21 protein-coding genes are annotated in these 25,758 nt (G+C 43.1%); 2 read left to right on the forward strand and 19 right to left on the reverse strand.

Features of this window, described 5'->3' with window-relative positions; all coding sequences use genetic code 11:
- Nucleotides 1-24: 24 nt before the first annotated feature.
- The 16 genes from ftsQ to ilvI form a co-directional block, all read right to left on the reverse strand.
- On the reverse strand, nt 25-831 hold the full coding sequence (gene ftsQ / locus PluTT01m_RS18815; RefSeq protein ID WP_011147814.1) for a cell division protein FtsQ: 807 nt from the start codon (nt 829-831) through the stop codon (nt 25-27).
- Nucleotide 832: 1 nt separating this feature from the next.
- The gene (locus tag PluTT01m_RS18820; RefSeq protein WP_011147815.1) at nt 833-1,753 is read right to left on the reverse strand and encodes a D-alanine--D-alanine ligase; all 921 of its coding nucleotides are present in this window, start codon (nt 1,751-1,753) and stop codon (nt 833-835) included.
- Nucleotides 1,746-3,221 carry a UDP-N-acetylmuramate--L-alanine ligase gene (gene murC / locus PluTT01m_RS18825; protein ID WP_011147816.1) on the reverse strand — a complete coding sequence of 492 codons (1,476 nt, stop codon included), beginning with the start codon at nt 3,219-3,221 and terminating at the stop codon, nt 1,746-1,748. Before murC ends, PluTT01m_RS18820 begins: the two co-directional genes overlap by 8 nt.
- Before the next feature lie 55 nt (nt 3,222-3,276).
- Nucleotides 3,277-4,344, reverse strand: coding sequence for an undecaprenyldiphospho-muramoylpentapeptide beta-N-acetylglucosaminyltransferase (gene murG / locus PluTT01m_RS18830; protein WP_011147817.1), 1,068 nt, complete (start codon nt 4,342-4,344; stop codon nt 3,277-3,279).
- Nucleotides 4,341-5,534 (reverse strand): cell division protein FtsW, encoded by a 1,194-nt coding sequence (gene ftsW / locus PluTT01m_RS18835; RefSeq protein WP_011147818.1) that lies wholly within the window; start codon nt 5,532-5,534, stop codon nt 4,341-4,343. Before ftsW ends, murG begins: the two co-directional genes overlap by 4 nt.
- Nucleotides 5,534-6,844: a UDP-N-acetylmuramoyl-L-alanine--D-glutamate ligase gene (gene murD / locus PluTT01m_RS18840; RefSeq protein ID WP_011147819.1), complete on the reverse strand. Its 1,311-nt coding sequence runs from the start codon at nt 6,842-6,844 to the stop codon at nt 5,534-5,536. The genes ftsW and murD overlap by 1 nt, the downstream gene beginning before the upstream one ends.
- Before the next feature lie 2 nt (nt 6,845-6,846).
- Nucleotides 6,847-7,929 carry a phospho-N-acetylmuramoyl-pentapeptide-transferase gene (gene mraY, locus PluTT01m_RS18845; RefSeq protein WP_011147820.1) on the reverse strand — a complete coding sequence of 361 codons (1,083 nt, stop codon included), beginning with the start codon at nt 7,927-7,929 and terminating at the stop codon, nt 6,847-6,849.
- Nucleotides 7,923-9,302 (reverse strand): UDP-N-acetylmuramoyl-tripeptide--D-alanyl-D-alanine ligase, encoded by a 1,380-nt coding sequence (gene murF / locus PluTT01m_RS18850; protein WP_011147821.1) that lies wholly within the window; start codon nt 9,300-9,302, stop codon nt 7,923-7,925. The genes mraY and murF overlap by 7 nt, the downstream gene beginning before the upstream one ends.
- Nucleotides 9,299-10,786: a UDP-N-acetylmuramoyl-L-alanyl-D-glutamate--2,6-diaminopimelate ligase gene (gene murE / locus PluTT01m_RS18855; RefSeq protein ID WP_011147822.1), complete on the reverse strand. Its 1,488-nt coding sequence runs from the start codon at nt 10,784-10,786 to the stop codon at nt 9,299-9,301. Before murE ends, murF begins: the two co-directional genes overlap by 4 nt.
- Nucleotides 10,773-12,539 (reverse strand): peptidoglycan glycosyltransferase FtsI, encoded by a 1,767-nt coding sequence (locus PluTT01m_RS18860; protein WP_011147823.1) that lies wholly within the window; start codon nt 12,537-12,539, stop codon nt 10,773-10,775. Before PluTT01m_RS18860 ends, murE begins: the two co-directional genes overlap by 14 nt.
- Nucleotides 12,540-12,567: 28 nt before the next feature.
- Nucleotides 12,568-12,888 (reverse strand): cell division protein FtsL, encoded by a 321-nt coding sequence (gene ftsL, locus PluTT01m_RS18865; protein ID WP_041380284.1) that lies wholly within the window; start codon nt 12,886-12,888, stop codon nt 12,568-12,570.
- Nucleotides 12,885-13,829 (reverse strand): 16S rRNA (cytosine(1402)-N(4))-methyltransferase RsmH, encoded by a 945-nt coding sequence (rsmH, locus tag PluTT01m_RS18870; protein WP_011147825.1) that lies wholly within the window; start codon nt 13,827-13,829, stop codon nt 12,885-12,887. Before rsmH ends, ftsL begins: the two co-directional genes overlap by 4 nt.
- A gap of 2 nt (nt 13,830-13,831) precedes the next feature.
- Nucleotides 13,832-14,290 (reverse strand): division/cell wall cluster transcriptional repressor MraZ, encoded by a 459-nt coding sequence (mraZ, locus tag PluTT01m_RS18875; RefSeq protein WP_011147826.1) that lies wholly within the window; start codon nt 14,288-14,290, stop codon nt 13,832-13,834.
- Between the two features lie 631 nt (nt 14,291-14,921).
- Complete coding sequence (gene cra / locus PluTT01m_RS18880) at nt 14,922-15,929, reverse strand: catabolite repressor/activator (protein ID WP_011147827.1); 1,008 nt, start codon at nt 15,927-15,929, stop codon at nt 14,922-14,924.
- 87 nt (nt 15,930-16,016) lie between these two features.
- The gene (gene ilvN, locus PluTT01m_RS18885) at nt 16,017-16,508 is read right to left on the reverse strand and encodes an acetolactate synthase small subunit (RefSeq protein WP_011147828.1); all 492 of its coding nucleotides are present in this window, start codon (nt 16,506-16,508) and stop codon (nt 16,017-16,019) included.
- A gap of 2 nt (nt 16,509-16,510) precedes the next feature.
- On the reverse strand, nt 16,511-18,238 hold the full coding sequence (ilvI, locus tag PluTT01m_RS18890) for an acetolactate synthase 3 large subunit (protein ID WP_011147829.1): 1,728 nt from the start codon (nt 18,236-18,238) through the stop codon (nt 16,511-16,513).
- A gap of 1,425 nt (nt 18,239-19,663) precedes the next feature.
- On the opposite strand from ilvI, the gene PluTT01m_RS18900 reads away from it, so the two are divergent.
- Together PluTT01m_RS18900 and PluTT01m_RS18905 are read left to right on the forward strand one after the other, a co-directional pair.
- The gene (locus PluTT01m_RS18900; protein WP_011147831.1) at nt 19,664-20,929 is read left to right on the forward strand and encodes an SPM autocatalytic domain-containing protein; all 1,266 of its coding nucleotides are present in this window, start codon (nt 19,664-19,666) and stop codon (nt 20,927-20,929) included.
- 9 nt (nt 20,930-20,938) lie between these two features.
- Nucleotides 20,939-21,565, forward strand: a complete 627-nt coding sequence (locus PluTT01m_RS18905) for a tetratricopeptide repeat protein (RefSeq protein WP_011147832.1) — start codon at nt 20,939-20,941, stop codon at nt 21,563-21,565.
- Between the two features lie 155 nt (nt 21,566-21,720).
- Here PluTT01m_RS18905 and PluTT01m_RS18910 read toward each other — a convergent pair whose 3' ends face one another.
- The 3 genes from PluTT01m_RS18910 to leuO form a co-directional block, all read right to left on the reverse strand.
- Entirely contained in the window at nt 21,721-22,287 is a 567-nt protein-coding gene (locus tag PluTT01m_RS18910; protein ID WP_011147833.1) for an RBBP9/YdeN family alpha/beta hydrolase, read from the reverse strand.
- Nucleotides 22,288-22,611: 324 nt separating this feature from the next.
- Nucleotides 22,612-24,411 carry an AMP-dependent synthetase/ligase gene (locus PluTT01m_RS18915; RefSeq protein WP_109791992.1) on the reverse strand — a complete coding sequence of 600 codons (1,800 nt, stop codon included), beginning with the start codon at nt 24,409-24,411 and terminating at the stop codon, nt 22,612-22,614.
- A gap of 237 nt (nt 24,412-24,648) precedes the next feature.
- The gene (gene leuO, locus PluTT01m_RS18920; protein ID WP_011147835.1) at nt 24,649-25,593 is read right to left on the reverse strand and encodes a transcriptional regulator LeuO; all 945 of its coding nucleotides are present in this window, start codon (nt 25,591-25,593) and stop codon (nt 24,649-24,651) included.
- Nucleotides 25,594-25,758 lie beyond the last annotated feature (165 nt).

Raw genomic sequence — 25,758 nt, forward strand, 5'->3', positions numbered from 1 at the left:
CATATAATTATTGCCAGTAATTGTTTATTGCCTTTTGACCGGAGCATTAGGATCACCAATGGGTAAAGGCGCCCAACCTACCGCGGCACCACTGTCATAACGCAAATCCACGTAATCTACCCTTTTCTCTGTGTTCTGCTGTAACAGCGGATAAAGCTCGATAAAACGTTTAATACGGCCTGTTGTATCCATTCTTCCCAGCTTTAGCTGGATACCATTATCCAGAGTCAGTTGCCAGGAACGACGCGCAGTCATTGCCGCCGATTTTAATTTCAGTTTATTGGCAGCGAGAAGTTTAGTCATGGCCCGGTAACCATCAAGGACTTCTTTTTCACTGCCTTGTGGGCCATAAAGCATCGGAAAATACCCTTTAGCTCCCCATTCAGCCGGAATGCTGAATACCTGACCTTCGGCATCCAGCATCTGTGTGTCATTCCAGCGCACATAAGGAACATATTCTACCAGATGAATTCTCAGTTCATCAGGCCACTGTTTACGGACAGTGACTTGCCTTATCCACGGCATCCGTTCAATTTGTTGCTGAATGATATTCACATCCTGCGTCATGAAAGTTCCCGGTTGCCCTAATGACAAAATTGCCCGCCGGATATCATCGTTGGTCGTGTAGTGACGCTCACCCGTTACCACCAGTTTTGAAATAGGCAATCTGTTAGCATCTTTCATCCAGTTAAGGACGGCCAAACCTCCCCAAATAATGGTCCCAAGTACCATCAGGAAGAAGATAAGCCCTGCCAGGTAAGAGCCGTTACTAGGACGGGAACTGCTACTTTCATTATCCCGTCCCCTCACTTTCAGGGCCGCTTGAGACATATCAATCAGCCAACTCCAAAATCTTTACCACCAACTGTGAAAAACTTAATCCAGCCTGACGCGCAGCCATCGGCACCAAGCTGTGGCTGGTCATCCCCGGAGAGGTATTCACTTCCAACAGATAGAAATCACCATCAGTATCCATCATGACATCAACTCGCCCCCAACCACTGCATCCAACTGACTGATAAGCTTTAAGCGCCAGTTCTGCCAATTGCTGCTCTTTTTCATCACTTAAGCCACTTGGACAAAAATATTGTGTTTCTTCAGACCAATATTTTGCATCATAGTCATAAAAAACAGCAGCGGGTTGAATACGAATAGAAGGTAAAGCCGTATCACCAAGGATGGCTACTGTGTATTCCGGGCCGTGCAACCATTTTTCGACCAGCAAGTCAACGTCATAACGAAACGCAGCCTCTAATGCACCACGCAACTCCGAAATCTCATTAACCTTAGTCATACCAACACTGGAACCTTCCAGACTTGGCTTAACAATTAATGGCAAACCTAAATCTGCTACATATTCTTGGAGTTGAGAATCAGTCAATCGTTCAACTTGCTGAGAATTAATTGAAACATACGGCGAAACAGTCAACCCAATTCCCTGCCATACCTGTTTTGTACGCAATTTATCCATTGACAGTGCAGAAGCCATCACGCCACTACCGGTATAGGGTAACTGCAAAAATTCCAATACCCCTTGCAAAGTACCGTCTTCCCCACCACGCCCATGAAGCGCGATAAAGACTTTCTCAAATCCGGCCTCTTTAAGTTGAGTCACAGGAAAATCTTTTGTATCAACTGGATGTGCATCAATACCCGCTTCTCTCAATCCAGCCAACACGGCTTGTCCCGATAACAGCGAAACTTCACGCTCAGCGGAAGTTCCTCCCAACAGTACCGCGACTTTCTCAGCCATTGTGTTTTTCCTCATTCAAAGATGGCTGTAATTTTGTTTCAGCCAGATTACGCGCTATTTTGCCTATATTGCCGGCCCCTTGAACCAGAATTAAATCATGACCATCCAGCACCTGTGCCAACACAGCGGTCACTTTTGCCGGATCAGAGACCAAAATCGGATCTAACTTACCGCGGCTACGGATAGTACGGCACAACGAACGACTATCTGCTCCCGGAATAACCACTTCACCCGCAGAGTAAACATCCAACATCAGCAATACATCTACCTGATTCAATACATTGGCAAAGTCATCGTACAAATCACGGGTTCGGGTATAACGATGAGGTTGAAATATCATCACAATCCGTTTATCCGGCCAGCCAGCACGAGCGGCTTTAATGGTTGCATCCACTTCCGTTGGATGATGACCATAATCATCAACCAACATTGCGCTACCACCTTTGCCGTTAACATGTTCCAGAGAAAAATTCCCCAAAAAATCAAAACGGCGCCCGGTTCCCTGAAAACCTGCCAACGCCGCCAAAATATCACTGCCAGAAATCCCTTCCTCAGTCGCAACAGCCACTGCTGCCGCCGCATTCAGCGCATTATGGCGACCCGGTGCATTCAATACGACTTTCAGATCCGCCATATCTTGACGACTAACAGTAAAATATCCCTGAGCACCTTTTTGCTGATAATGGGTAATACGTACGTCCGCTTCCTCGCTAAAACCATACGTCGTGATATAGCGACCAACACGAGGAATTAACTCTTTGACAACCGGATCATCAATGCACATGACTGCACGCCCGTAAAAAGGTAAGTTGTGCAAGAAGTTGATAAACGTCTGTTTCAAGTTTTCGAAGTCACCATGATAGGTATCCATATGATCTGCTTCGATATTCGTAATGACCGCCACCATCGGCTGCAAATGCAAGAAAGAAGCATCACTTTCGTCAGCTTCCGCAATTAAATAACGGCTACTGCCAAGACGAGCATGCGTTCCTGCTGCTTTAACTAAACCACCATTAACAAAAGTGGGATCTAAACCAGCCTGTGCATAGATGCTAGAAATCATCGCTGTTGTTGTCGTTTTACCGTGAGTCCCGGCAATAGCAATACCATGACGGTAGCGCATCAGTTCTGCCAACATCTCTGCTCTGCGAATAACCGGAATTCGGGCCTCACGAGCAGCAACAATTTCCGGGTTATCCGCCAAGATTGCGCTTGAAGCCACAACAACACTGGCATCCAGTATATTTTCAGGACGATGATTAAAATAAATCTGAGCGCCCAATTTAGTCAGTTGCCGAGTTACCGGGTTTGGTGCCAAATCAGATCCACTAATCTGATAACCTTCATTAGCCAACACTTCGGCGATCCCCCCCATGCCAGCACCACCAATGCCAACAAAGTGGATGTGCCTGACTTTTCTCATCTCAGGCACGAAAGCTCTTAATTTCGCCAGTTGTTGTGTATTCACGTTTTCTTCTTCGCTATATATGTTTGCTTCACCGCCCCTTTTAAGGCGGTCTAAATCATTTTTTTGCTGCATCGATCAATGCCGCCGATACTTGCTCAGTTGCATCAACAATTGCTGCTGAACGGGCTTTTTCCGCCATTTCCAGCAATTGTGGCCGTTGCCACTGAGTTAATAATTCAATTACTGCATCAACTGTAAATTGGGGTTGCTCCAGTATTTTTGCTGCGCCAACTTTTTCTAGAGGTAACGCATTCCAGTATTGCTGACGATCTTTATGCTGAAATGGCACAAAAATCCCGGGTAATCCCGCCGCTGACACTTCACTAACCGTCAACGCGCCAGAACGACAAATCACCACATCAGCCCAGGCATAAGCTTGTGCCATATCGTCAATAAATTCAGTAATCTTATGTTCGCATTTAACTGAATTGTCATAGGCATTCTGAACACTTTCTTTAGCCCCTTTGCCTGTCTGATGCCAAAGAGTAATTTTATCACCCATACGGGCAGCAATTTCAGGCATTGCCTGGTTAAGAATTCTCGCCCCCTGACTGCCACCAACAACCAGAACCCGAATCGGACCTTCACGCCCTGTCAAACGTTGTTCAGGTATAGGCAGTGCCAACACATCTTCGCGAACAGGATTACCAACAACGGGCGCTTTTGGAAATGCACCGGGAAATGCTTGTAAAACAGTCGTAGCGATTTTAGCCAGCCACCGGTTTGTCAGCCCGGCAATACCATTCTGTTCATGCAATACAACCGGAACACCGCACATCCACGCAGCAATGCCACCGGGACCAGAAACATATCCTCCCATGCCAAGCACGACATCTGGCTGATAGCGACGCATAATCGCCTTTGCCTGACGGATTGCTTTGAAAATTCGGACCGGGGCAGCCAACAATGCTTTGATCCCTTTACCTCGCAGACCAGAAATCTGAATAAATTCAATATCAATGCCATGTTTTGGCACTAAATCGGCTTCCATACGATCCGCTGTTCCCAACCAGAGAACGTCCCAGCCCTGATCTTTTAAATGATGAGCGACAGCCAGCCCTGGGAAAACATGTCCTCCAGTTCCACCTGCCATCACCATCAAACGCCGGGTTTTGCCACTCATCGGGGGCTCCTTACAAACGCTTGAGCTTTTGCCAAGCGTGTTTCAAAATCAATTCTTAATAGCAATACGATAGCTGTCGACATAATCAGCAAACTTGAACCACCGTAACTAATCAAAGGTAAAGTCAAACCTTTAGTCGGTAACATACCTGCGGCGGCCCCAACGTTAACCAGAGCTTGGAAACTAAACCAAATACCCACCGAACAAGCCAGAAAACCCGAAAAACGCTGATCCATCTGTAATGCGCGACGACCTATCGTCATTGCGCGAAAAGCGACGAAGAATATCATTAACAACACCAAAACCACACCTACGTAACCTAATTCTTCTGCTAAAACAGAGAAAATAAAGTCAGTATGTGCTTCCGGCAGGTATTCCAGTTTCTGTACTGAATTTCCTAGTCCTTGCCCTAAAAATTCCCCACGACCAAAAGCCATCAAAGATTGCGTTAATTGGTAACCTTTGCCGTATGGATCTTCCCAAGGATCCAGAAAGGAAGTTACACGGCGTATACGGTAAGGTTCAGCAATGATTAACAAAACCACCGCGAATACCCCTGAACCAATAATTGCTAGAAACTGCCATAACTTAGCCCCGGCCAGAAATAGCATTGCCAACGTTGTTACAAACAGTACAACCACTGTCCCCAAGTCGGGTTGAGCCAGAAGTAACACCGCTAACACGACCATCACACCCATTGGCTTACAGAATCCCCAAAAGTTATTCCGCACTTCTTCTACTTTGCGCACCAAATAACTGGCGAGGTAGCAAAATAGAGAAAGTTTCGATAACTCAGCAGGTTGAATTCTCAAAGGCCCAATGGCAATCCAACGCGATGCCCCATTGACTGAATTTCCCACCACCAGGACAACCAACAACAAAATAACGGAAACAAGCAGCATCAGATTGCTATAGCGTTGCCAGAAATCCATCGAGATACGCAATGTGATCAATGACAACCCGAAAGCCAGCAAGAGATAAATTGCATCACGCTTAGCAAACAGAAACGGGTCTTCTGCAAGACGCTGCCCAACCGGCATCGATGCTGATGTCACCATAACAAAGCCGATAATTCCCAATCCGAGTGTCAGCCAAACCAGTGTGCGATCATACAACACCATATTGGTGGCATCAGTTTCACGGCCACCAATAACCCAGTCTTTTAATCTACTGAATCCCGGAATAGACATCAGCCCAACTCCTCTGCCAAACGGGTAAACTCATGACCACGCTGTTCAAAATTACGAAACTGATCAAGGCTTGCACAAGCAGGAGATAACAACACCATGTCGCCAGCCACCAGACGCGGAGCAATATCACGTATCGCCTGTTCCATAGTTTCGGTCAATGTCGCTATTTCCGGGCGTAGTTGCGCCAACTGTTTTCCATCTCGACCAAAGCAGTAAAGCTGAACTTTATTCCCACAAAGGAAAGGTTTAAGCGGAGAAAAGTCTGCCGACTTGCCATCACCACCTAACAGCAAATAAAGCGTTCCCTCCAGATTCAGACCATCAAGCGCCGCCATCGTACTGCCAACATTGGTCGCCTTAGAATCGTTAATCCAACGCACTCCTTTGTTCAAACGAGCAAGCTGGAAACGATGGTCAAGCCCCGGATAAACCGTCAATGTTGCCAAACTGGCTTCACGAGGAATACCAACCGCATCAGCTAAAGCCAATGCAACCAACCCATTGGCGTAGTTATGTCGTCCAGTCAGCTTAATTTCATTTGTCGCCAGCAGTGATTGGTTGTGAACTTTCAAAAAAGCATTTTCACTATCAAGCTGGTAGTCACCACAATCGACACCAAAGCTGACACAACGGCTATCCATACCCATTTCAGGCAGTGTCAGGGGATCTTGAGCATTCACAATGCATCTTTTCGCCTGATGATAAATCCTCAGTTTAGCCGCCCGGTACTGAGATACCCCCTGAGGATAACGATCCATATGGTCCTCAGTTACATTAAGCACAGCGGCGGCTGTTGCGTTCAGGCTATATGTAGTTTCCAACTGGAAACTGGAGAGCTCTAAGACATAAAGCTGACAAGATTTCTTCAACAATTCTAATGCAGGTAGGCCAATATTACCGCCAACACCCACCTGCCAATTAGCCGCTTTCGCCATTTCACCGACAAGACTGGTAACAGTACTTTTACCATTAGAACCGGTAATGGCGACTATCGGGGCTGTTGCTTCACGGCAAAACAACTCGATATCACCAACAATTTCAATACCTGCATTAGCCGCAGCCTGCAATACCGCCGTTGCCAAGGCAATGCCCGGGCTTACGACAATCAAATCAGCATCCATCAACCAGTCAGCATTCAGGCTTCCACTGTGACACTCAACACCATCGGGCAGTTTATCCTTGCCGGGTGGTGCCGTACGAGTATCCATCACACGAGGGATCACGCCTCGTGCCATAAAAAAGTCAACACAGGAGAGACCCGTCAGCCCCAACCCGATAATGACGACTTTTTTACCCAAATAATCCGCCATGATTAACGTACCTTCAATGTTGCCAAGCCAATCAGCACTAGCATCAGAGAAATAATCCAAAAACGCACAATGACACGCGGTTCTGGCCAGCCTTTCAATTCATAATGATGGTGAATAGGTGCCATACGGAAAATACGCTGCCCGCGCAGTTTAAAAGAACCCACCTGTAAAATAACTGACAGGGTTTCCACCACAAATACACCGCCCATAATCACCAGTAGAAACTCTTGGCGTAGCAACACAGCAATCGTCCCCAGTGCACCGCCTAATGCCAAAGAGCCCACATCCCCCATGAAAACCTGAGCCGGGTAAGTGTTGAACCACAAGAAACCTAATCCAGCACCCACAATCGCAGTACAGACGATAACCAGTTCACCAGCATGGCTCAGATAAGGGATATGCAGATAGTTAGCAAAATTGACATTACCTGTCGCCCATGCCACCAAAGCAAAACCCGCTGCAACAAAAACGGTTGGCATAATTGCCAAACCATCCAATCCGTCGGTCAAATTCACTGCATTACTGGTTCCGACAATCACAAAGTAGGTCAACAGAATATAAAGCACACCCAGTTGCGGCATCACATCTTTAAAGAATGGCACGACCAATTGTGTTGCCGGAGTATCTTTACCGAAACTGTACATTGCAAACGCCACCCCCAATGCCAGGACGGACTGCCAAAAATACTTCCAACGGGCAATCAACCCCTTAGTATCTTTGCGCACAACTTTGCGGTAATCATCCACAAAACCAACAATGCCGTAACCAATCAGCACAATCAGCACGCACCAAACATAGGGGTTATTCAAGCGCACCCACAACAGTGTAGAAATCGTAATTGAAAGTAAGATCAGCAAACCACCCATCGTCGGCGTACCACGTTTGCTAAAGTGAGATTCCGGCCCATCATTGCGAACAACCTGCCCGATTTGTAATTTTTGCAGAAAGGCGATCATACGCGGCCCCATCCACAATGCGATAGCCAAAGCAGTCAGCAGGCTGACGATAGCCCTAAACGTCAAGTAAGAAAAGACGTTAAAGCCGGAGTGATATTTGACCAAATATTCGGCCAGCCAAACTAACATGTGAAGCTCTCCTGTAATGCGTGGACAACATCTTCCATTGTGGTATTACGCGAACCTTTAACTAACACTGAAAAGACTTTGTGTTGTTGTAATAGTGGAACCAATGTTGCGATCAATGCAGCTTTATCCGCAAAATGCTGACCACAACCGCTCGCTTCACTAACATGAATACTTAATTTGCCCACACTGAACACACTATTGATACCGCAAGAAGCTACGGTTTCACCAATCTGACGATGGTAATCTGCTGACTGTTCACCCAATGCCCCTATATCGCCTACAACCAGCACTCGGTAACCCGGCATCTGTGATAACACCTGAACTGCAACAGTCATTGAGCCGACATTGGCGTTATAAGTATCATCAAGCAGCAATTTTCCTTCTGCCAGATTGATTGGAAACAACCGCCCTGGTACCGCTTTCAGCTCAGATAAGCCCAGACGAATATCTTGCAGGGTTGCGCCAACAGAAATTGCTAACGCACTGGCTGCTAACGCATTGGCGACATTGTGTTTTCCAGGCAACGGCAAATTGATTTCTGTGCTACCAATAGGCGTATGCAGACAAAAATCCGTCGTCAGTTGTTTAACCTGAATATCTGTAGCGTAAAAATCAGCACCTGATGCTTGTTGCATGGAAAAACGCTGTACTGTTTTGTCGCCAATAACCTGCTGCCAGTGAGCCCAATCATTGCTTTCCATATTGATAATGGCCGTACCTTTCTCTGAAAGACCAGTAAAAATCTCGCCCTTAGCTTTTGCAATACTCGCAAGAGAACCAAAATCCGCTAAATGCGCAGCAAACAGATTATTGACTAACGCCGTTTCCGGCCGAGCCATTTCTACGGTATAGGCAATTTCACCAACATGGCTTGCACCTAATTCAACCACAGCAAACTCATGTTGTTCTGTCAGTCTGAACAATGTCAGCGGCACACCGATATCATTATTCAGGTTACCTGCGGTATAGAGCGTGTTGCCACATTGGCGCAAAATCGCTGCGGTCATCTCTTTTACCGATGTTTTGCCGGACGAACCCGTCAACGCAACAACACGGGCATTACTCTGCTGGCGAACCCAACTCGCTAATTTACCCATTGCTAAACGAGTATCTTTAACCACGACCTGTGGAAAGTTAATATCTAATACCCGGCTGACGAGCAAAGCACCAGCACCAGCTTTGACTGCATCAGCAAAAAAATCATGCGCATCAAAGCGCTCACCTTTCAAGGCAATAAACAGACTGCCATTGCCAACCCGACGGCTGTCAGTAGTCACATCACTGATACAAATATTGGCAGCCTGTTGTTCAGTCACCTGATTCAATACGCCATCTGTTACTTGTGAAAGTTGTTGCAAAGTGAGGGAAATCATGCAATTACCCCCAGTAACCGAGCAACAGTTAACCGGTCTGAGTAATCCAGTCGACGATGGCCGACCAATTGATAATCTTCATGGCCTTTACCCGCTATCAATACAACATCATCTGCTTTTGCCTGCATAATAGCGTTGGTTACCGCTTCAACACGGCCATGAATCGCTATCGCTCTCCCCGGATCAAGAAAACCCGTCAGAATATCAGCAATAATCGCCTGCGGTTCTTCATTGCGAGGATTATCATCAGTAACAATCACATAATCGGCCAACTGCTCTGCAACCCCCCCCATCAGTGGACGTTTACCTTTATCACGATCACCACCACAACCAAAAACACACCAAAGCTTACCTTGACAATGCAAACGTGCAGCCATCAAAGCTTTTTCCAACGCATCAGGTGTGTGAGCATAATCAACAACGACAACTGGTTTGCCCGGTGTAGTGAATACTTCCATTCGTCCACAGACAGGTTCCAGGCAGGAAGCTGTTTCAAGCAGTTTTTCCAATGGATAATCCAGAGCTAATAGGGTGGAAAGTGCCAACAACAGGTTGCTAACATTAAATGCCCCCATTAGGGAACTATCAATTGTACCGCCCCCCCAACTAGACTCGAAGGTGATAGATACCCCTTTATCGTGATACTTTATTTCACGCGCTGCCAACCAACGGCCCTGCCAATTTTCCGGCAGACGGTTTTCCATCGTTACAGCAACCGCTTGTGGTAAACGGGATAACCATTTCAATCCAATCTCATCATCAGCATTAATAATTTGTTGCTTCACATTATGAGTGGAAAATAGCAGCCATTTAGCGGCTTCGTAGTGTTCCATATCACCGTGATAATCAAGATGGTCACGGCTCAAATTGGTAAACACTGCCGCCTCAAACGGCAACGCAGCCACACGCCCCTGAACCAGTCCATGAGAAGAGACTTCCATTGCCGCAAAAGTCGCCTCTTGCCGAACAAGTTGTTGCAAATCCAGTTGGATATCAACAGCAGAGCCTGTGGTATTTTCACTTGGCGCCACACGCCCCAGTAAACCATTGCCAACCGTTCCCATCACGGCACTGGTTTCCCCTAACCCGTGGCTCCACTGCGCAAGTAATTGAGTAGTGGTTGTTTTACCATTGGTTCCGGTTACACCAATCAAGTGCAATTTATCACCGGGGTGACAATAAAACTCACCAGCTAACTGTGACAACTTATTATTCAAATCGTTCACATAAACAACCGGAACACCATGCATAATTTGTACGGTTCCGTTATCAACCTCGCCTTGGGCTTCTGCAATAACCGCCGCAACCCCTTGTGCGATGGCTTGAGGAATGTAGTGTCGACCATCTGTCTGGTGCCCTTTAATAGCAACAAACAGATCTCCGGCAGACGATTTACGGCTGTCCAATGTCATTTCGCGTAACTCACGCACTGGGGCGTCAATACCCAACGGCGCGAGTAAATCGCGTAGATTACGATCTGCCACCTGTATCCTCTTTCTTATTAATCACAAATTCGTTTTTATCACCTGCCGCCAAAGCATCTGGCTCCACATTCATGATGCGTAGAACGCCCCCCATAATGGCACCAAATACCGGCGCAGAAACCACACCGCCGTAATACTTACCTGTCAGTGGATCATTAATGATCACAACCAGTGCAAATCTTGGATTACTTGCAGGGGCAACACCTGCGGCGTAAGAGATATATCGACTAGCATATTTGCCATCCGGCCCAACTTTCTTAGCTGTACCCGTCTTAATTGCAATCCGATAACCTTTTATCGCAGCTCGCACTCCGCCGCCGCCGGGCAGAGCCACACTTTCCATCATATGAACGACTGTTCGCATAATAGGCTCAGGAAATACTCTTGTGCCTGGCACAGGTGGATCAACTTTGGTAATTGACAGAGGACGATAAATACCCAAGCTACCAATCGTTGCATAGACCCGCGCTAACTGTAATGGTGTTACCATCAGCCCATAACCGTAAGAAAAGGTCGCTCTATCAAGATCTGACCACCGTTGTTTTCCTGTTGGATATAAGCCACTGCTTTCTCCAACCAACCCCAGATTGGTCGCCTTTCCTAACCCAAAACGTGAATAAACATCCACCAATTCTGTCGCGGGCATCGCCAACGCTAGCTTAGAAACACCGACGTTACTCGATTTTTGTAAAATACCAGTGATAGATAATTCTGGATAACGGGATACGTCTCTGATTTCCTTACCGCTTATCCTATAAGGTACTGTATTAATAACGGTATTTTCTTTGATGATACCATCATTCAGCGCAGCCATTACCACCATCGGCTTAACAGTGGAACCTGGCTCGAAAATATCGGTGATAGCCCGGTTACGCATGACTTCTTTTGGCGTATTGATGCGATTATTTGGGTTATAAGATGGGCTGTTTGCCATTGCCAGCACTTCTCCGGTATTAACATCCACCAACACCGCTGTACCGGATTCTGCTTTGTTAAAGGCCACCGCATTGGTTAATTCGCGGTAAACCAGCGCCTGTAAACGTTCATCAATACTCAATACCAGATTGTGGGCCGCCAGACTATCAACAGATGAGATATCTTCGATGACACGACCAAAGCGATCTTTACGTACAGTCCGCTCACCCGGTTGACCTGTCAACCAACGATCAAAACTTTTCTCTACGCCTTCAATACCCTGACCATCAACGTTGGTCACGCCAATAATATGTGCCGTTACCTGACCTGACGGGTAATAACGCCGGGATTCCTGACGTAAATAAATCCCCGGCAATTTCAGTTTATGAATGTAATCGCCAACCGATGGGTTAACCTGACGCGCTAAATAAACAAAACGGCCTTTTGGATTAGCGCTAACTTTGTCGTTAAGTTGTTCAAGAGGTAAATTAATGGCATCAGATAAAGCTTTCCAGCGGGTATCATCCGTAATACCCCCTTTTTCAAATACCTCTTTCGGATCTGCCCAAACAGCATTGACTGGAACGCTGACAGCCAGAGGTCGCCCCATTCGGTCACTGATCATACCGCGAGCGGTAGGGATTGATTGCACGCGCAGGGAACGTAAATCACCTTCTTTAACCAGTTGATCCGGATTGATGACCTGCAAATAAGTCACTCTCAGCAATAAGGCAATTAAAGCTACGGCAATCCCCCCGCATAACAAAGCAAAACGCCAGCTAACAAAACTGGCTTTATCTTCTTGCCTTTTTAACTTCACGGAGCGTACTGCTTTCATCTCTTACCTTTTTAATAATTAAATTAACTCACTGTGAAACAACAATGTTTTCCTGAGCAGGATTAACATGCTGCATATGCATTTTTTCAACAGCTATCCGCTCAACCCGGCTGTGATCACCCAAGGCATTTTCTTCGAGGATCAAATTGCGCCACTCGATATCTAATGCATCACGTTCCACCACCAGATGCTCTCTTTCAGCCGTCAACAAGCGGGTTTCATGTGCAGTGGTTACAACAACTATGGCCGAAACCAGTACAACGACTAGAAGAATTAACGGTATCTTGGCATTCTTGAGCAAATCGCTGCCGATAATACCGGTTAATCCGTGACGTTCACCTGCCATTATTCACTAACTTTTTCAGCAAAACGCAAAACAGAACTACGAGCCCGTGGATTATCAGCCACTTCTTCCTCTGAAGGTTTCATCTTGCCAATCGATTTCAAGCTACGCCCACCGCGTGCTTTCAGTTGCTCTTCGGTGAGGGGCAATCCTGCCGGTACTTGTGGCCCTCGACTATTCTGACGAATAAATCGTTTAACAATACGATCTTCCAGCGAATGGAAACTAATCACTGAAAGTCTCCCTTGCGGTGCAAGCACTTGTAATGCTCCCTCCAGCGCCTGCTCAATCTCTTCCAGCTCACTGTTGATATAGATCCTAATAGCCTGGAAGCTCTTGGTTGCTGGATGCTTATGTTTTTCTTTTATCGGGCTGGCCTGAGCAATCAAATCGGCTAACGCTTTTGTTCGAGTAATTGGCTCTTCCTGATTGCATGCCACAATTGCTCTGGCAATGCGTTTGGCGAAACGCTCTTCACCAAATGTTTTCAATACCCAGGCAATATCATCTGCTGTTGCGTTCATCAGCCATTCTGCTGCTGACTGCCCACGAGTCGGGTCCATCCGCATATCTAGCGGCCCATCACGCATAAAAGAAAAACCGCGTTCCGGATCATCCAACTGAGGAGAAGAAACACCTAAATCCAGTAATACACCATCAATTTTGCCGATTAGCCCGGCTTTTTCTGTATAGTGAGCCAATTTAGAAAATGGCCCATGTACAATTGAAAAACGTGGATCTGTAATCGCTTTCGCCACTTCAATCGCCTGAGGATCTCGATCAATGGCAATTAAGCGACCCTCAGTCCCCAATTGCGACAAAATCAGACGTGAATGCCCTCCACGGCCAAATGTGCCATCAATATAGATGCCATTTTCACGAATATTCAGCCCGTTGACTGCTTCATCCAACAATACGCTGGTATGTTTAAAATGACTATTTGCCATATTTATAGTGATAATTCCTGTAGCCGTACTGATAAAGGTTCCTGTGTGGATTGCTCAGCCGCAATATCATCTTTAACCTGTTGATACCAAGCCTGTTCATCCCACAATTCAAATTTGTTGAACTGACCAACCAGCATGACCTCTTTGACTAGCCCTGCATGCTGACGCAATGTATTAGCTAACAAAAGACGTCCTGCACTATCCATCTGGCATTCACTGGCATGACCTAAAAGCAAACGTTGCACCCGACGCTCTGCCGGATTCATGCTGGATAAGCGAGAAAGTTTTTCTTCAATAATTTCCCATTCAGATAATGTATAAAGCAACAAGCACGGTTGATGAAGGTCAATGGTACAAACCATTTGCCCTTGTGATTCCTCATTTAGCATAGCCCGGTATCGGGTAGGTACGGTGAGCCGCCCCTTGCTATCGAGATTTATCTGCGTTGCTCCACGAAACATCCTCAGGCCGCCCCTGGTGATCAAAAATTACCACTTTATCCCACTAATCCCCACAATAAGGAGTTTACGGATGGGACGAAAACCTTGTCAAGCCAGAGCCGATGCGCTTTAGCTATATTTGATGGCAGGATTTTGGCTATTGGGAGGCATAATTATTAAATTTAGCAATATCAATAATAATTAACACCATGATAATTCTGAATAATTTTACAAGCACAGGGCGAATGAATGTTTACGGCAAAATAATGAAAAAATAGTTGTGTGATTAATTTATTTACATAATTTACATTTCATTACTATTTAACCATTATGCAGAAATATTTATCATTTCATTTGATGCATTCAACATTAAAACTAACTAGCAACAAAAACACTTCAAGATAAATATTATTAAAATCAATTTAATATATAAAAAACAGTAAAAGACAGGGGTAAATAGACAAATCTCAAACTGAAATAAGCGCTGTTCCATGCTCTTCTTGCTACTGAATAATTTATGTATGAACAAAATTGCTATTTGATCGTGTAAAACACCCAACGTAAGAACTAGTTAAAAGTTGCCCTCACACACTTCTTTTAGGACAATCTGACAACCAAAACCCCCCATCAGAAAATTAATGAGGGGTTTTTATCATATTTTCCGACTCAGGCTTCCTCGCCGACATAAGTCACGATGTATCCGTGTGATACCTGGCCCTGGCTTCTGCTTTTCATCTAGACTTGCTAACACCAGTTCCAATACCCGTTCAGCAATTTCACGATGACGCTGCGCTACAGAAAGCACTGGACATTCAAGGAAATCCAATAATTCATGATCACCAAAAGTCGCAATAACCAATTGATTTGGTAAACGGCCGCTGTGTTTAAGGGTAACATCCATGACCCCCTGTAACAGGGCAAAAGAGGTGGTGAACAACGCTTGTGGCATTGGATGAGTTTCTAACCATTTGGTGAATACTTCAGCAGCCGCATCACGCTCATAGCTGTTTGAGTAAAGATACATCACTTTACGAGGGTCATCTTTCCATGCTTCACGGAACCCCTGCTCACGCAGAAAACTGACTGATAACTCCGGTAATGCACCGAGATAAAGCACAGATTCAGCCGGGAATTGACGAAATTCTTGTGCCAACATCTTTGCATCTTCAAAATCATCACCCACTACGCTGATAAAGTGTTCATTTTCAAGTGCCCGATCGAGAGCAATAATAGGCAAAGAACGACTAGCCCAGCGTTGATAAAAAGGATGCTCCGGCGGTAATGCGGTAGAAACAATAATTGCATCCACCTGACGTTGTAGCAGGTGTTCAACACAACGCATTTCATTCTCAGGTTGGTCTTCCGAACAGGCTATCAATAACTGATAGCCACGCTGACGAGCCTGACGTTCCAAATAATTAGCAATACGGGTATAGCTGGTATTTTCTAAATCTGGAATAACCAAACCAATAGAACGGGTACGCCCTGCACGGAGACCGGCTGCCACAGCATTAGGATGGTAATTATGCTCTCTGACTACTGCCATCACTTTTTCTACCGTTTTATCACTGACACGGTATTGCTTGGCTTTACCATTAATTACATAACTGGCCGTTGTGCGTGAAACACCTGCAAGGCGGGCGATTTCATCCAGTTTCACATTAACTCCTTCATAGACCCAAAAAAGGCCCTACTTTATCGCAGAGCCTGATAAATGTATGCACATAGCCCCGCAGTTTGCGATTTTTCATCGCATAATTTTATCCCCGCGAGAGACACCGACAATACCCGAACGAGCAACTTCAACAATTTCAGCAACATCCCGAACAGCATCGAGAAAGGCATCCAATTTATCGCTGGTTCCCACCAACTGTACGGTATATAAGGTCGCAGTCACATCAACGATCTGCCCACGGAAGATGTCAGTACTGCGCTTGATCTCTTCACGTCCATATCCACTGGCCTGCAATTTGACTAGCATAATCTCACGCTCCACATGAGAACCCGGTGCCAACTCGCTGACTCGCAACACATCCACCAACTTGTGCAACTGTTTTTCAATCTGTTCAAGTACCCTTGCATCGCCCTTAGTCTGAATTGTCATCCGCGATAATGTCGGATCATCCGTTGGGGCAACAGTTAAACTTTCAATGTTGTAGCCACGTTGGGAAAACAGACCAACAACCCGGGACAAAGCCCCTGATTCGTTTTCAAGTAATACAGATAAAATCCGGCGCATAATCAGGTTCTCTCCGTTTTGCTTAACCACATCTCATCCATTGCTCCTCCACGGATCTGCATAGGATATACATGTTCAGTTTCATCCACAGTGATATCAACAAATACCAGCCGCTGATTTTCAGTCACCTCTTTCAAGGCTTCGGCCAATTTACTTTCCAATTCATCATAACGTTGAATAGAAATGCCAACATGACCGTAAGCTTCAGCCAATTTGACAAAATCAGGCAAGGATTCCATATAAGATTGAGAGTGACGACCAGCATAAATCATATCTTGCCATTGTCTTATCATCCCCAAGAAACGATTATTCAAGTTCAGAACCAGTACCGGCAACCCATATTGCAATGCGGTGGACAGCTCCTGAATATTCATCTGAATACTACCATCCCCCGTAACACAGACTACCGTCGCTTCCGGTTTCACCAGTTTAACGCCCAAAGCCGCCGGTAAACCAAATCCCATCGTCCCCAAACCACCGGAACTGATCCAACGCCTTGGTTTATCAAATGGGTAATGCAATGCAACAAACATCTGATGCTGCCCAACATCTGAAGTGACATAAGCTTCTCCCTTCGTCAGACGATAGAGAACCTCGATAGCCGCTTGTGGTTTAATCTTTTCACCACTGCGATCAAAACTAAGACATTTACGGCTCCGCCATTGCTGAATAGATAACCACCAATCTTTTAGCGCATCTGGATCTTGTGTGTCTTCTACTGTCTCCAGCAACGACAACATTTGTCCAAGCACCTGTTTAGCATCACCAACAATAGGTACATCTGCGGAAACCGTTTTCGAAATTGATGTTGGATCAATATCAATATGTAATACCGTTGCTTCCGGGCAATATTTCTCCAGATTATTGGTTGTACGATCATCAAAACGTACACCGACAGCAAAAATGACATCTGAATTATGGATGGCTTTGTTGGCTTCGAATGTACCATGCATACCGAGCATGCCCAGGCTTTGCGGATGAGTTGCAGGGAAACTGCCTAAGCCCATCAGGGAGCTCACAACAGGGATATTGAATTTTTCTGCCAATACCAGTAATTCTGCTGAACAATCTGCGTTAATCGCCCCCCCGCCTACATATATGACTGGTTTTTTCGCATTCAATAGTTTTCTTAATGCCCGCTTAATCTGCCCTTTGTGTCCTTGAATCGTTGGATTATAAGAACGCATACTTATCTGATCAGGATAAATATAGGGTAATTTTACTGCCGGATTTACCGTGTCTTTTGGTAAATCAATAACGACGGGTCCCGGACGACCACTGGAAGCTAGATAGAAAGCTTTTTTCAGTACCTTCGGAATATCCTCTGCTTTTTTCACTAAAAAACTGTGTTTTACGATCGGGCGGGATATCCCTACCATGTCACATTCTTGGAATGCATCATTACCGATCAACGAACTGGCGACTTGACCGGACAATACAACCATCGGAATTGAATCCATATAAGCTGTGGCAATACCGGTAATGGCATTGGTTGCTCCTGGACCGGAGGTGATTAATACCACACCAACCTTCCCGGTAGAACGAGCATAACCATCAGCCATATGAACTGCCCCCTGCTCATGACGTACCAGGATATGCTCAATGCCCCCAACCGTATGCAGGGCATCATAAATATCCAGTACTGCCCCCCCCGGATAACCGAATATATGCTTAACGCCCTGATCAATTAACGATCGGACGACCATTTCAGCTCCTGATAACATCTCCATAGGTTTTCCTCCAGGCTCTGTTTGCAAGTTAATAAATCGGAAATTCCTTCCACTTTTATTTTAGTAAGGCGAATGGCCTCTCAGCGATATATTGATGCTGAGTTAATTAACATAACGCTAGAAACGGGTGTTAGCAATGTGAGTACAAGGCAGAATAGCAACTTTCTAGCCATTCAAAATGTCTCTTGTAAGCGTTATCTTACTATTAAAAGGCTAAAGGTAAGTAGAATATGAGTGGCTATACCTAAAAAGAACGACAACGTATAGGCATTATCCAGTATATATACGATAAAAAACTAAAAAGCAGTTTTCAAGATCGTTTCAGTCACCAAGGTATGAAGCTGATAAAGGAAATGCAGACAAATGCCTCAGATAATTTGACCGTCATTTCCTCGTTTTTGGATAGCCATTGCAAATAATGAATTCGAGTAGAATTTTTTTACTCCATTTTAATTAGAGAATACGATAGAGTCTATTATTTCCCTGTCGTCTCAGTCTCAACCATTCAATATTTGCCCAGAGATTTTAATGTATGATTTTTATACTCATATACGCAAATTAAATAATAAGTAAAAGATCATCTCCCAAGAAGATGATTTAAGGCTGACAATTAAATGGTAATTTAAATTAATCAGACTATTTGGTTACAATATAATCAAACCATATCATTAAAATTATTTATCAAAGGCAATAATGAGTTATGATATAGATAATTCAATTTTAACTTCTAATGTTTGATGGGGTCTGATTTGTCGCTTGCAGGATTAGATAAAACCCAGTGGTTACTTGCTGCTAATAAATTGGGTTTAAAGGCTATGGGTTTAAAGACTATGGGTTCAAAGACTATGTGTTTAAAGACTATGTGTTTAAAGACTAAAAGTCTCAAAAAAGATTTTTTCCGCCTGCCTTATGCAGGGCTGTCTGGAATACAGATATACCCGTCATCTTTCAAGTTGCCTCTTTGTTGGCTGCGCTCACTCACCCCGGTCACATAGTTATCTATGCTCCCGGGGATTCGCTCCCTTGCCGTCGCGATGCATCTTGAAATCCATAGGGTATAAACAACATTTCATTTCGTGCCAAGGAAACCAAGTTGTGTCCCTCAATTCAATAATCGTCCTAAGAAATATAAACGGATACAACCTAATTTATTCGACTATCATTCAGTTAGATAAAAATCATCTGACTGTTAATGGTGAACAAATGATGCTAGTTGCCAATATTAACATAAAGGTAGAAACAAAAACTGACCGACTGAAAATTATTGACTATGGGCTCAGCCCGTTAAAAACCAAAACCGAAGAAAGCCTTTTAGGAACGATAATGACTTCTCAATTCATTTTTTAAAACAAAAAGAACCAATTTAGTAACACTTTATCTGAAAGATAAGAATTATTTTTTAAATCAATGAGGAAGAAACCACATATGCCTGATGAAACGCTACAACAACCTAAACATAAAACAATAGGAATATTTGAAAACTATCAAGAAATTATGCCCGACGATAAACTTTCATACTTTGAAAACACACCGTCTATAACCTTGCATGTAGCCCCCCAAGGTGCTCCTATAGCAGGAGAAAATGGAATCAATATAGGTAAATCACTTACGGGTCATGTTTTCTATACCATCAGAAATAACAACCCCAAAACTGGTAATTTTGAGTCCATTACCGCAGGATTAAGTCCGGGGGAAGATTGGGGTACCGTTAAAGACAATTTGTCGTTTAATGACCATATACGCTACCCTACGGCCTCATCACTAACAATGGTATCCCAAAACCTTCAATTCTTGATGGACCTTGATATGGTTTTTCAGAAAACTATTGATTACCGGGATGGAAAAACGCAACCACCATCCTATAATTTATTAACAAATAACTGTATTGATTTTGTAAAAGAGACGTTTCACAGAAAGGGAGGACATGCTGGTTACTCTGGCATTACTCTAAACTTAGAGAAGACTCCTAATCAAGTACTCAATCAAATTTTCCCAAACCCGAAAAAAGTTACGAAAACTTACATAACACCATTAGTAATTGATTTAAATGGCGATGGCGTTCAAACAGTAACCAGTGAATTAGGAGTAATATTTGATTTTGACGGTCAAGGGCAGAAAGTCAATACAGGTTGGATCGATGCAAATGATAGCCTATTAGTCTGGGATAAAAACAATGACGGATTAATCAATAATGGCACCGAATTGTTTGGGGAAAATTCCCAACTGTCATCTGGAGTAAAAGCACAACATGGTTTTATGGCTTTAGCTGATATAGACAGCAATCAGGACGGTATTATTGATAACCAAGATGTAACTTGGAACACATTAAAAATCTGGCAGGATAGGAATTTAGACGGACTCAGTACCCCAGATGAACTTAACAGCCTTGAAGAAACCGATATTAAATCTATTCAACTAAACTATCAGGAGAGCGATTATTTTGACCTACAAGGTAATTACCACGGACTGACATCTACCGTCAACTGGTCAAATGGATATCAGACAGAGATCACGGATGTCTGGTTTAAACAGGAGCCAATATCTATACACGAAGCTGAACTAAGTAACGAATTACATAATCTAATTAATGCGATGGCCTGCTTTGTCAGCCAGCAAACAGCAGAAATTAACAACACTATCTCTGTCGGGATAACACCAATTCAACTTCTTACCGTCAACTCGATAGGATAAACTAGTAGAATGAAATATATACTTTTGCTGATAATCGTATTATTTACCAATGCATGTGCAGAACCGACGAAAACAAATATTCCTAGAACTGTATTTGATGGAATTAAATATACAGGTATGGTTAAGGAACTGCCACTGAAAGTACCGAGAACAGTTGAAGAGTTTCGGGAACTGGAAAAACAAGCTCAGAATGGTAGCTCTAATGCCTATTTTTTATTAGGAAAACTTTATACCGACAGTTCATTAAAGAAATCAGAAAGAGATTACCAAAAAGCCATCGAGTATTATAGCAAGGCATTAAAGTTAGATAAAAACCATGCGGAATCTTTATATAATCTCGGTATAATTTATAGTTTTGGTTATGGAGTACAAGAAGATCAAATAAAAGCCAATGATCTACTTCAAAGAGCTGGAGATTCTGGCATAATAAATGGGTATCAGATAATAGGGGTGAATTATTTACATGGTTTAGGGAATAGCCCACAGGATTTAGAAAAGGCATTTCATTATATTAAAATAAATGCTGAAAAGGGCATCGTGGAAAAAGAAATATCTCAAGAAATAATAAATCATTGGGATAATTTTTTAATTCTCATGGGATATAAACCCATCCCATTAGTAGGAAAAAGTAACTAAAAATATACTTATAATCCCGCTCTGTATTCAGAGCGGATTATTTTACAGTAGGTAAATGATTATTTTGACAACTTATTTAAAACACACAAAGTCTATCATAATTACATAAAACATGAAAAAATCTGTCATATTCATTTATATAAGGAAATTCTGATTCACAACATTGAGTTATCTTTTAATACCTTTTCTAGCTTAGGAAAAACAGTAAAACCGTCGCGATCTAAAAAGTGCCCGCCATCAGGAAAACCATATAATTCAGCCCGGAGCTGCTGACTCAAATTTAAGGTAAACTGTGGCGATACAATCTCATCATTAAGCGATAATATTGTTATTCGTTGGTTTATTTTCTGTCTGAGCAAGTGAAAATCCAGCCCCTCTTCAGTAAATGTATTTAATTCAGGTAAAGTTGATAGTTTTTCATAAAATCCTGCAATTAATACAATCCCCCCAATATTTATATTATCAGGTAAAGATGAGATATAACGGAGTGTAGCAATGCAACCCAGACTATGCCCGATAAAAAGTGTTCTTTCATTAGGATTTGAAATGCTCTCCTGCAATTTTTCTTGCCATAAATGGGGGGAAGGAACATGAGATTCAGGCAGTTCCGGCACAATAACATTGATATTTAACTTTTCATACTGATCTTTAAGCCAAGGAAACCAATGGTGATCGGGAGTTGCTAAAAAACCATGAACAATAACTACATTATTAAAATTCATCAATTCACCTAATTACACAAAATGTATTTTATTTACCATACAAACTTTATATTATCTTATCAATATGATTTTTCAGAAAAAAATATCTGATAATTTTTAAAATTATCATCATTCAATCTGCAATATTTAATAATCACAAAATGGTCTTAGACAATATAATTTATATGCGATTTTAAGGCTGAAATAAAGTTTATTTTTCTAGTATTTAAATCTTGAAATACGGGTATTTTTCAGGGAAAACCCAAAGCGGGATATTACTACAATATCCCCCATACTTCCCATGAATAACGTGTAATACTCACTCTTTGTATAAAATCCCGAAAATCAATCCTGATACATAGATTCAATTTCTTCATAGTAACGCTGCATAATAATTTTCCTCCTCAATTTCAGTGTTGGAGTTAATTCACCCGTTTCCATTGAAAATGGTTTTGGCAGTAATATGAAACGCTTTACCTGATCGAAGTGAGCAAAGTTTTTCTGCATTTCTTTCAAGCGTTGCTCAAACATATTGATAATCTGACTATGACGCAGTAATTCAACCCGGTCATGATATTTGAGATTAATTGACCTTGCATACTCTTCCAATGCTTCATGACAAGGCACGATAAGAGCCGATACAAATTTACGAGCATCAGCAATAATAGCAACATGTTCAATAAAACGATCTTGTCCCAAAATGCCTTCAATCATTTGAGGGGCAATATATTTGCCATTCGATGTTTTCATCAAATCTTTCAGGCGTTCAGTAATGAACAAATTACCATTTTCATCCAACTTACCGGCATCACCTGTACGCAACCAACCGTCTTGAGTAAATGCCTTGGTGGTTTCTTGCTGATTATTGAAATAGCCTTTCATCACAATTGGGCCACGCACTTGTATCTCATCTTCTTCACCGATACGGACGTCAATGCCAGGCGATGGTTTACCAATAGAACCAAGTACATAACCTTGCTCTTCCCAACAGGAAACCGTGGCACAAGTCTCTGTCATGCCATAGCCATATTTGATATTTATCCCAACAGCGAGAAAGAACAGGATAATCGTTTCGTCCAGACGTGCACCAGCAGCAGGTAAAAACCGAACTCTGCCCCCCAACACATTCCGTAATTTGCTCAACACCAATTTATCAGCCAGTCGATGCATTGCTGTTGACCAAGGGCAGCTTTTTTTACTCTGCAACTTACGTAAAAACTGACGCTCACCACATTTAATCGCCCAATTAAAAAGTTTTCTTCGATGCCAAGGAGCCTTAGAAACCTTTTCAAAAACCGCACTATAAATTTTTTCGTAAAATCTCGGCACTGCACACATCACTGTCGGGCAGACATCCGCCATAGCTTGACGAACAAAATTAGTGTCAGTCAGATAAACATTTTGTGCCCCTACATGCATGACATAGAAACTCCATGCACGCTCAAAGACATGGGATAACGGCAGAAAACTCAAAGAAATGTCCTGATCAGTTAATGCCAGGATATGATCATGTGAATACAACTGATAGGCTAAATTGCGGTAATCAAGCATGACGCCTTTAGGCTCACCCGTGGTACCAGACGTATAAATAAGTGTAAAAAGATCATCCAGATTGTGGTTAGCAATACGAGTTTCCAACTCGGACTGACAGGGTAATTCATTATCGACCATGAAATCAGATAAATGCTGAGCTAATGAACAATCCCGCAAATCGACTGATTCATCTAAGACAATAATGTGACTTAACTGAGGGCAACATTCTGTCAACGTAATAGCAACATCATACTGCGCCTGCCCACCAACAAACAAAATACGCACACCAGCATCATTAAGTATGAAACCAGCCTGTTCCTGACTACTGGTTGCATACAGAGGGACAGTGACCGCCCGAAGTTGTAATACAGCGATATCTGCCAATGACCACGCCATGCTGTTATGTGCAAAGAGGCCAATTTTTTCTTGCACATCAACACCAATCTCCAACAACGCCCGGCTAATAGCGTCGGTCTTTTTGCCAATATCATGCCAGTTTAGTTCGAGTTGTTCAGCCGGAGACCATTGGCGAAAAGCAATTTTCTCTGGGTGTTGTTTTATTTGTTGTTGCAACCGGTTTATCAAGTGATAAGGATGTAAATTTTTAGTTATCACAATTTTTTTCCTGTTCGAAAATTTTTTTTCTTATCGGAGAAAAAACAGTAATTTTATTCTCTGATAATACCTTTCCGCATCACTTATTCGCTTTTCAGCTTACAGGTGTTAGCTATTTCCTTGCAGTCTACCGATTCCTGAACAACAGGAAAAGCCTATTTATCAAAAGTTGAAAAATTTGTGATAAAATAAAAAAACTCACTACCCTTATCCAGTAGTGAGTTTTCAAGTTAATTATCTGCTACTAAGTTGACTCAACAACGATTTCATCCATTGATGCCCTTTATCTTTCGTTGTAGATTCATGCCAAATCAAATAACACGGACGACTTACTTTATCCCACGGTAATGAAACCGCTCTTATTGCTAATTGTTCGCTATAGTGCTCAACTAACCATCTTGGCGCAATCGCAACCAAATAGGTTTGAGAAACAATATGCAACACACTATTCAAATCGGTCCCCTGATAAACCACCGAACGCAAACGTTTACCTCCATCATAATAGGGAACGCTGAATGAACATATATTATCCAGTGATACAACGGCATGATGTTCCTCATACAATTGCTGCTCACTAATACTATTTTCAATTCTTGGATGATGATTAGAAACAGCCAAAACCAACTCATCATTGAATAACGGGTAATGATGAAAATCCATACGTTCTAGCTGCGTATAGCTAATGACAAACTCAGTTTCCTGATACCTGAGCTGATGTTCAATATTATCATGCAGATATGATCTAATCGTCACACCCAGATTGGGTGTGTTTTGCTTCACCTGTTCAACTATTTTTGCCGCCAATCTAATATCTAGAGGGCTACAAATTGAAAGACTAAAAACCCTATCACTATTATCAGGTTCAAAACCAACCCCAGGTAACTCGTTATATACCAATTGTAATGCCTGACGGACTGGACCAAATAATTGATGAGCTCTTGCCGTCGGTTGTATTCCACGCCCATAACGCACAAATAATTCATCATTGAACATGAGCTTCAAACGAGAAACCGCATTACTGACAGCCGGTTGTGACATTCCTAACATCTGTGCCGCACGTGTTACATTCTGCATCTGCATAACTGCATCAAAAACAGTCAGCAGATTGAGATCCACATTACGTAAATGAATTTCATTTGGATCTTTTTTGATTGCAGTTACTGAGGTGTATTCAGCCATTGTTTAACTCCACTAAACTCATGCAGATGATCCCAGCTAATAACAAAACATCGGAAATACCTTCATTTATTACTCAGATATTACGATGACTCTAACTATTAACGAGATCAATTGTCTTAATCATTTGGATAACAAATAATTAAGACTCGTCCTTGTACAAATCTG

It is taken from the genome of Photorhabdus laumondii subsp. laumondii, assembly GCF_003343245.1.
In the GTDB taxonomy this organism is placed as follows: domain Bacteria; phylum Pseudomonadota; class Gammaproteobacteria; order Enterobacterales; family Enterobacteriaceae; genus Photorhabdus; species Photorhabdus laumondii.

Coding starts and splice junctions, on each gene's coding strand:
- leuO (WP_011147835.1), bottom strand. CDS start 25,593: ATGGCTGAATACACCTCAGTAACTGCAATCAAAAAAGATCCAAATGAA.
- mraY (WP_011147820.1), bottom strand. CDS start 7,929: ATGTTAGTTTGGCTGGCCGAATATTTGGTCAAATATCACTCCGGCTTT.
- murD (WP_011147819.1), bottom strand. CDS start 6,844: ATGGCGGATTATTTGGGTAAAAAAGTCGTCATTATCGGGTTGGGGCTG.
- PluTT01m_RS18900 (WP_011147831.1), top strand. CDS start 19,664: ATGCCTGATGAAACGCTACAACAACCTAAACATAAAACAATAGGAATA.
- ftsW (WP_011147818.1), bottom strand. CDS start 5,534: ATGTCTATTCCGGGATTCAGTAGATTAAAAGACTGGGTTATTGGTGGC.
- mraZ (WP_011147826.1), bottom strand. CDS start 14,290: ATGTTTCGTGGAGCAACGCAGATAAATCTCGATAGCAAGGGGCGGCTC.
- murF (WP_011147821.1), bottom strand. CDS start 9,302: ATGATTTCCCTCACTTTGCAACAACTTTCACAAGTAACAGATGGCGTA.
- ilvI (WP_011147829.1), bottom strand. CDS start 18,238: ATGGAGATGTTATCAGGAGCTGAAATGGTCGTCCGATCGTTAATTGAT.
- ilvN (WP_011147828.1), bottom strand. CDS start 16,508: ATGCGCCGGATTTTATCTGTATTACTTGAAAACGAATCAGGGGCTTTG.
- murG (WP_011147817.1), bottom strand. CDS start 4,344: ATGAGTGGCAAAACCCGGCGTTTGATGGTGATGGCAGGTGGAACTGGA.
- PluTT01m_RS18905 (WP_011147832.1), top strand. CDS start 20,939: ATGAAATATATACTTTTGCTGATAATCGTATTATTTACCAATGCATGT.
- PluTT01m_RS18910 (WP_011147833.1), bottom strand. CDS start 22,287: ATGAATTTTAATAATGTAGTTATTGTTCATGGTTTTTTAGCAACTCCC.
- rsmH (WP_011147825.1), bottom strand. CDS start 13,829: ATGGCAAATAGTCATTTTAAACATACCAGCGTATTGTTGGATGAAGCA.
- PluTT01m_RS18860 (WP_011147823.1), bottom strand. CDS start 12,539: ATGAAAGCAGTACGCTCCGTGAAGTTAAAAAGGCAAGAAGATAAAGCC.
- ftsQ (WP_011147814.1), bottom strand. CDS start 831: ATGTCTCAAGCGGCCCTGAAAGTGAGGGGACGGGATAATGAAAGTAGC.
- PluTT01m_RS18820 (WP_011147815.1), bottom strand. CDS start 1,753: ATGGCTGAGAAAGTCGCGGTACTGTTGGGAGGAACTTCCGCTGAGCGT.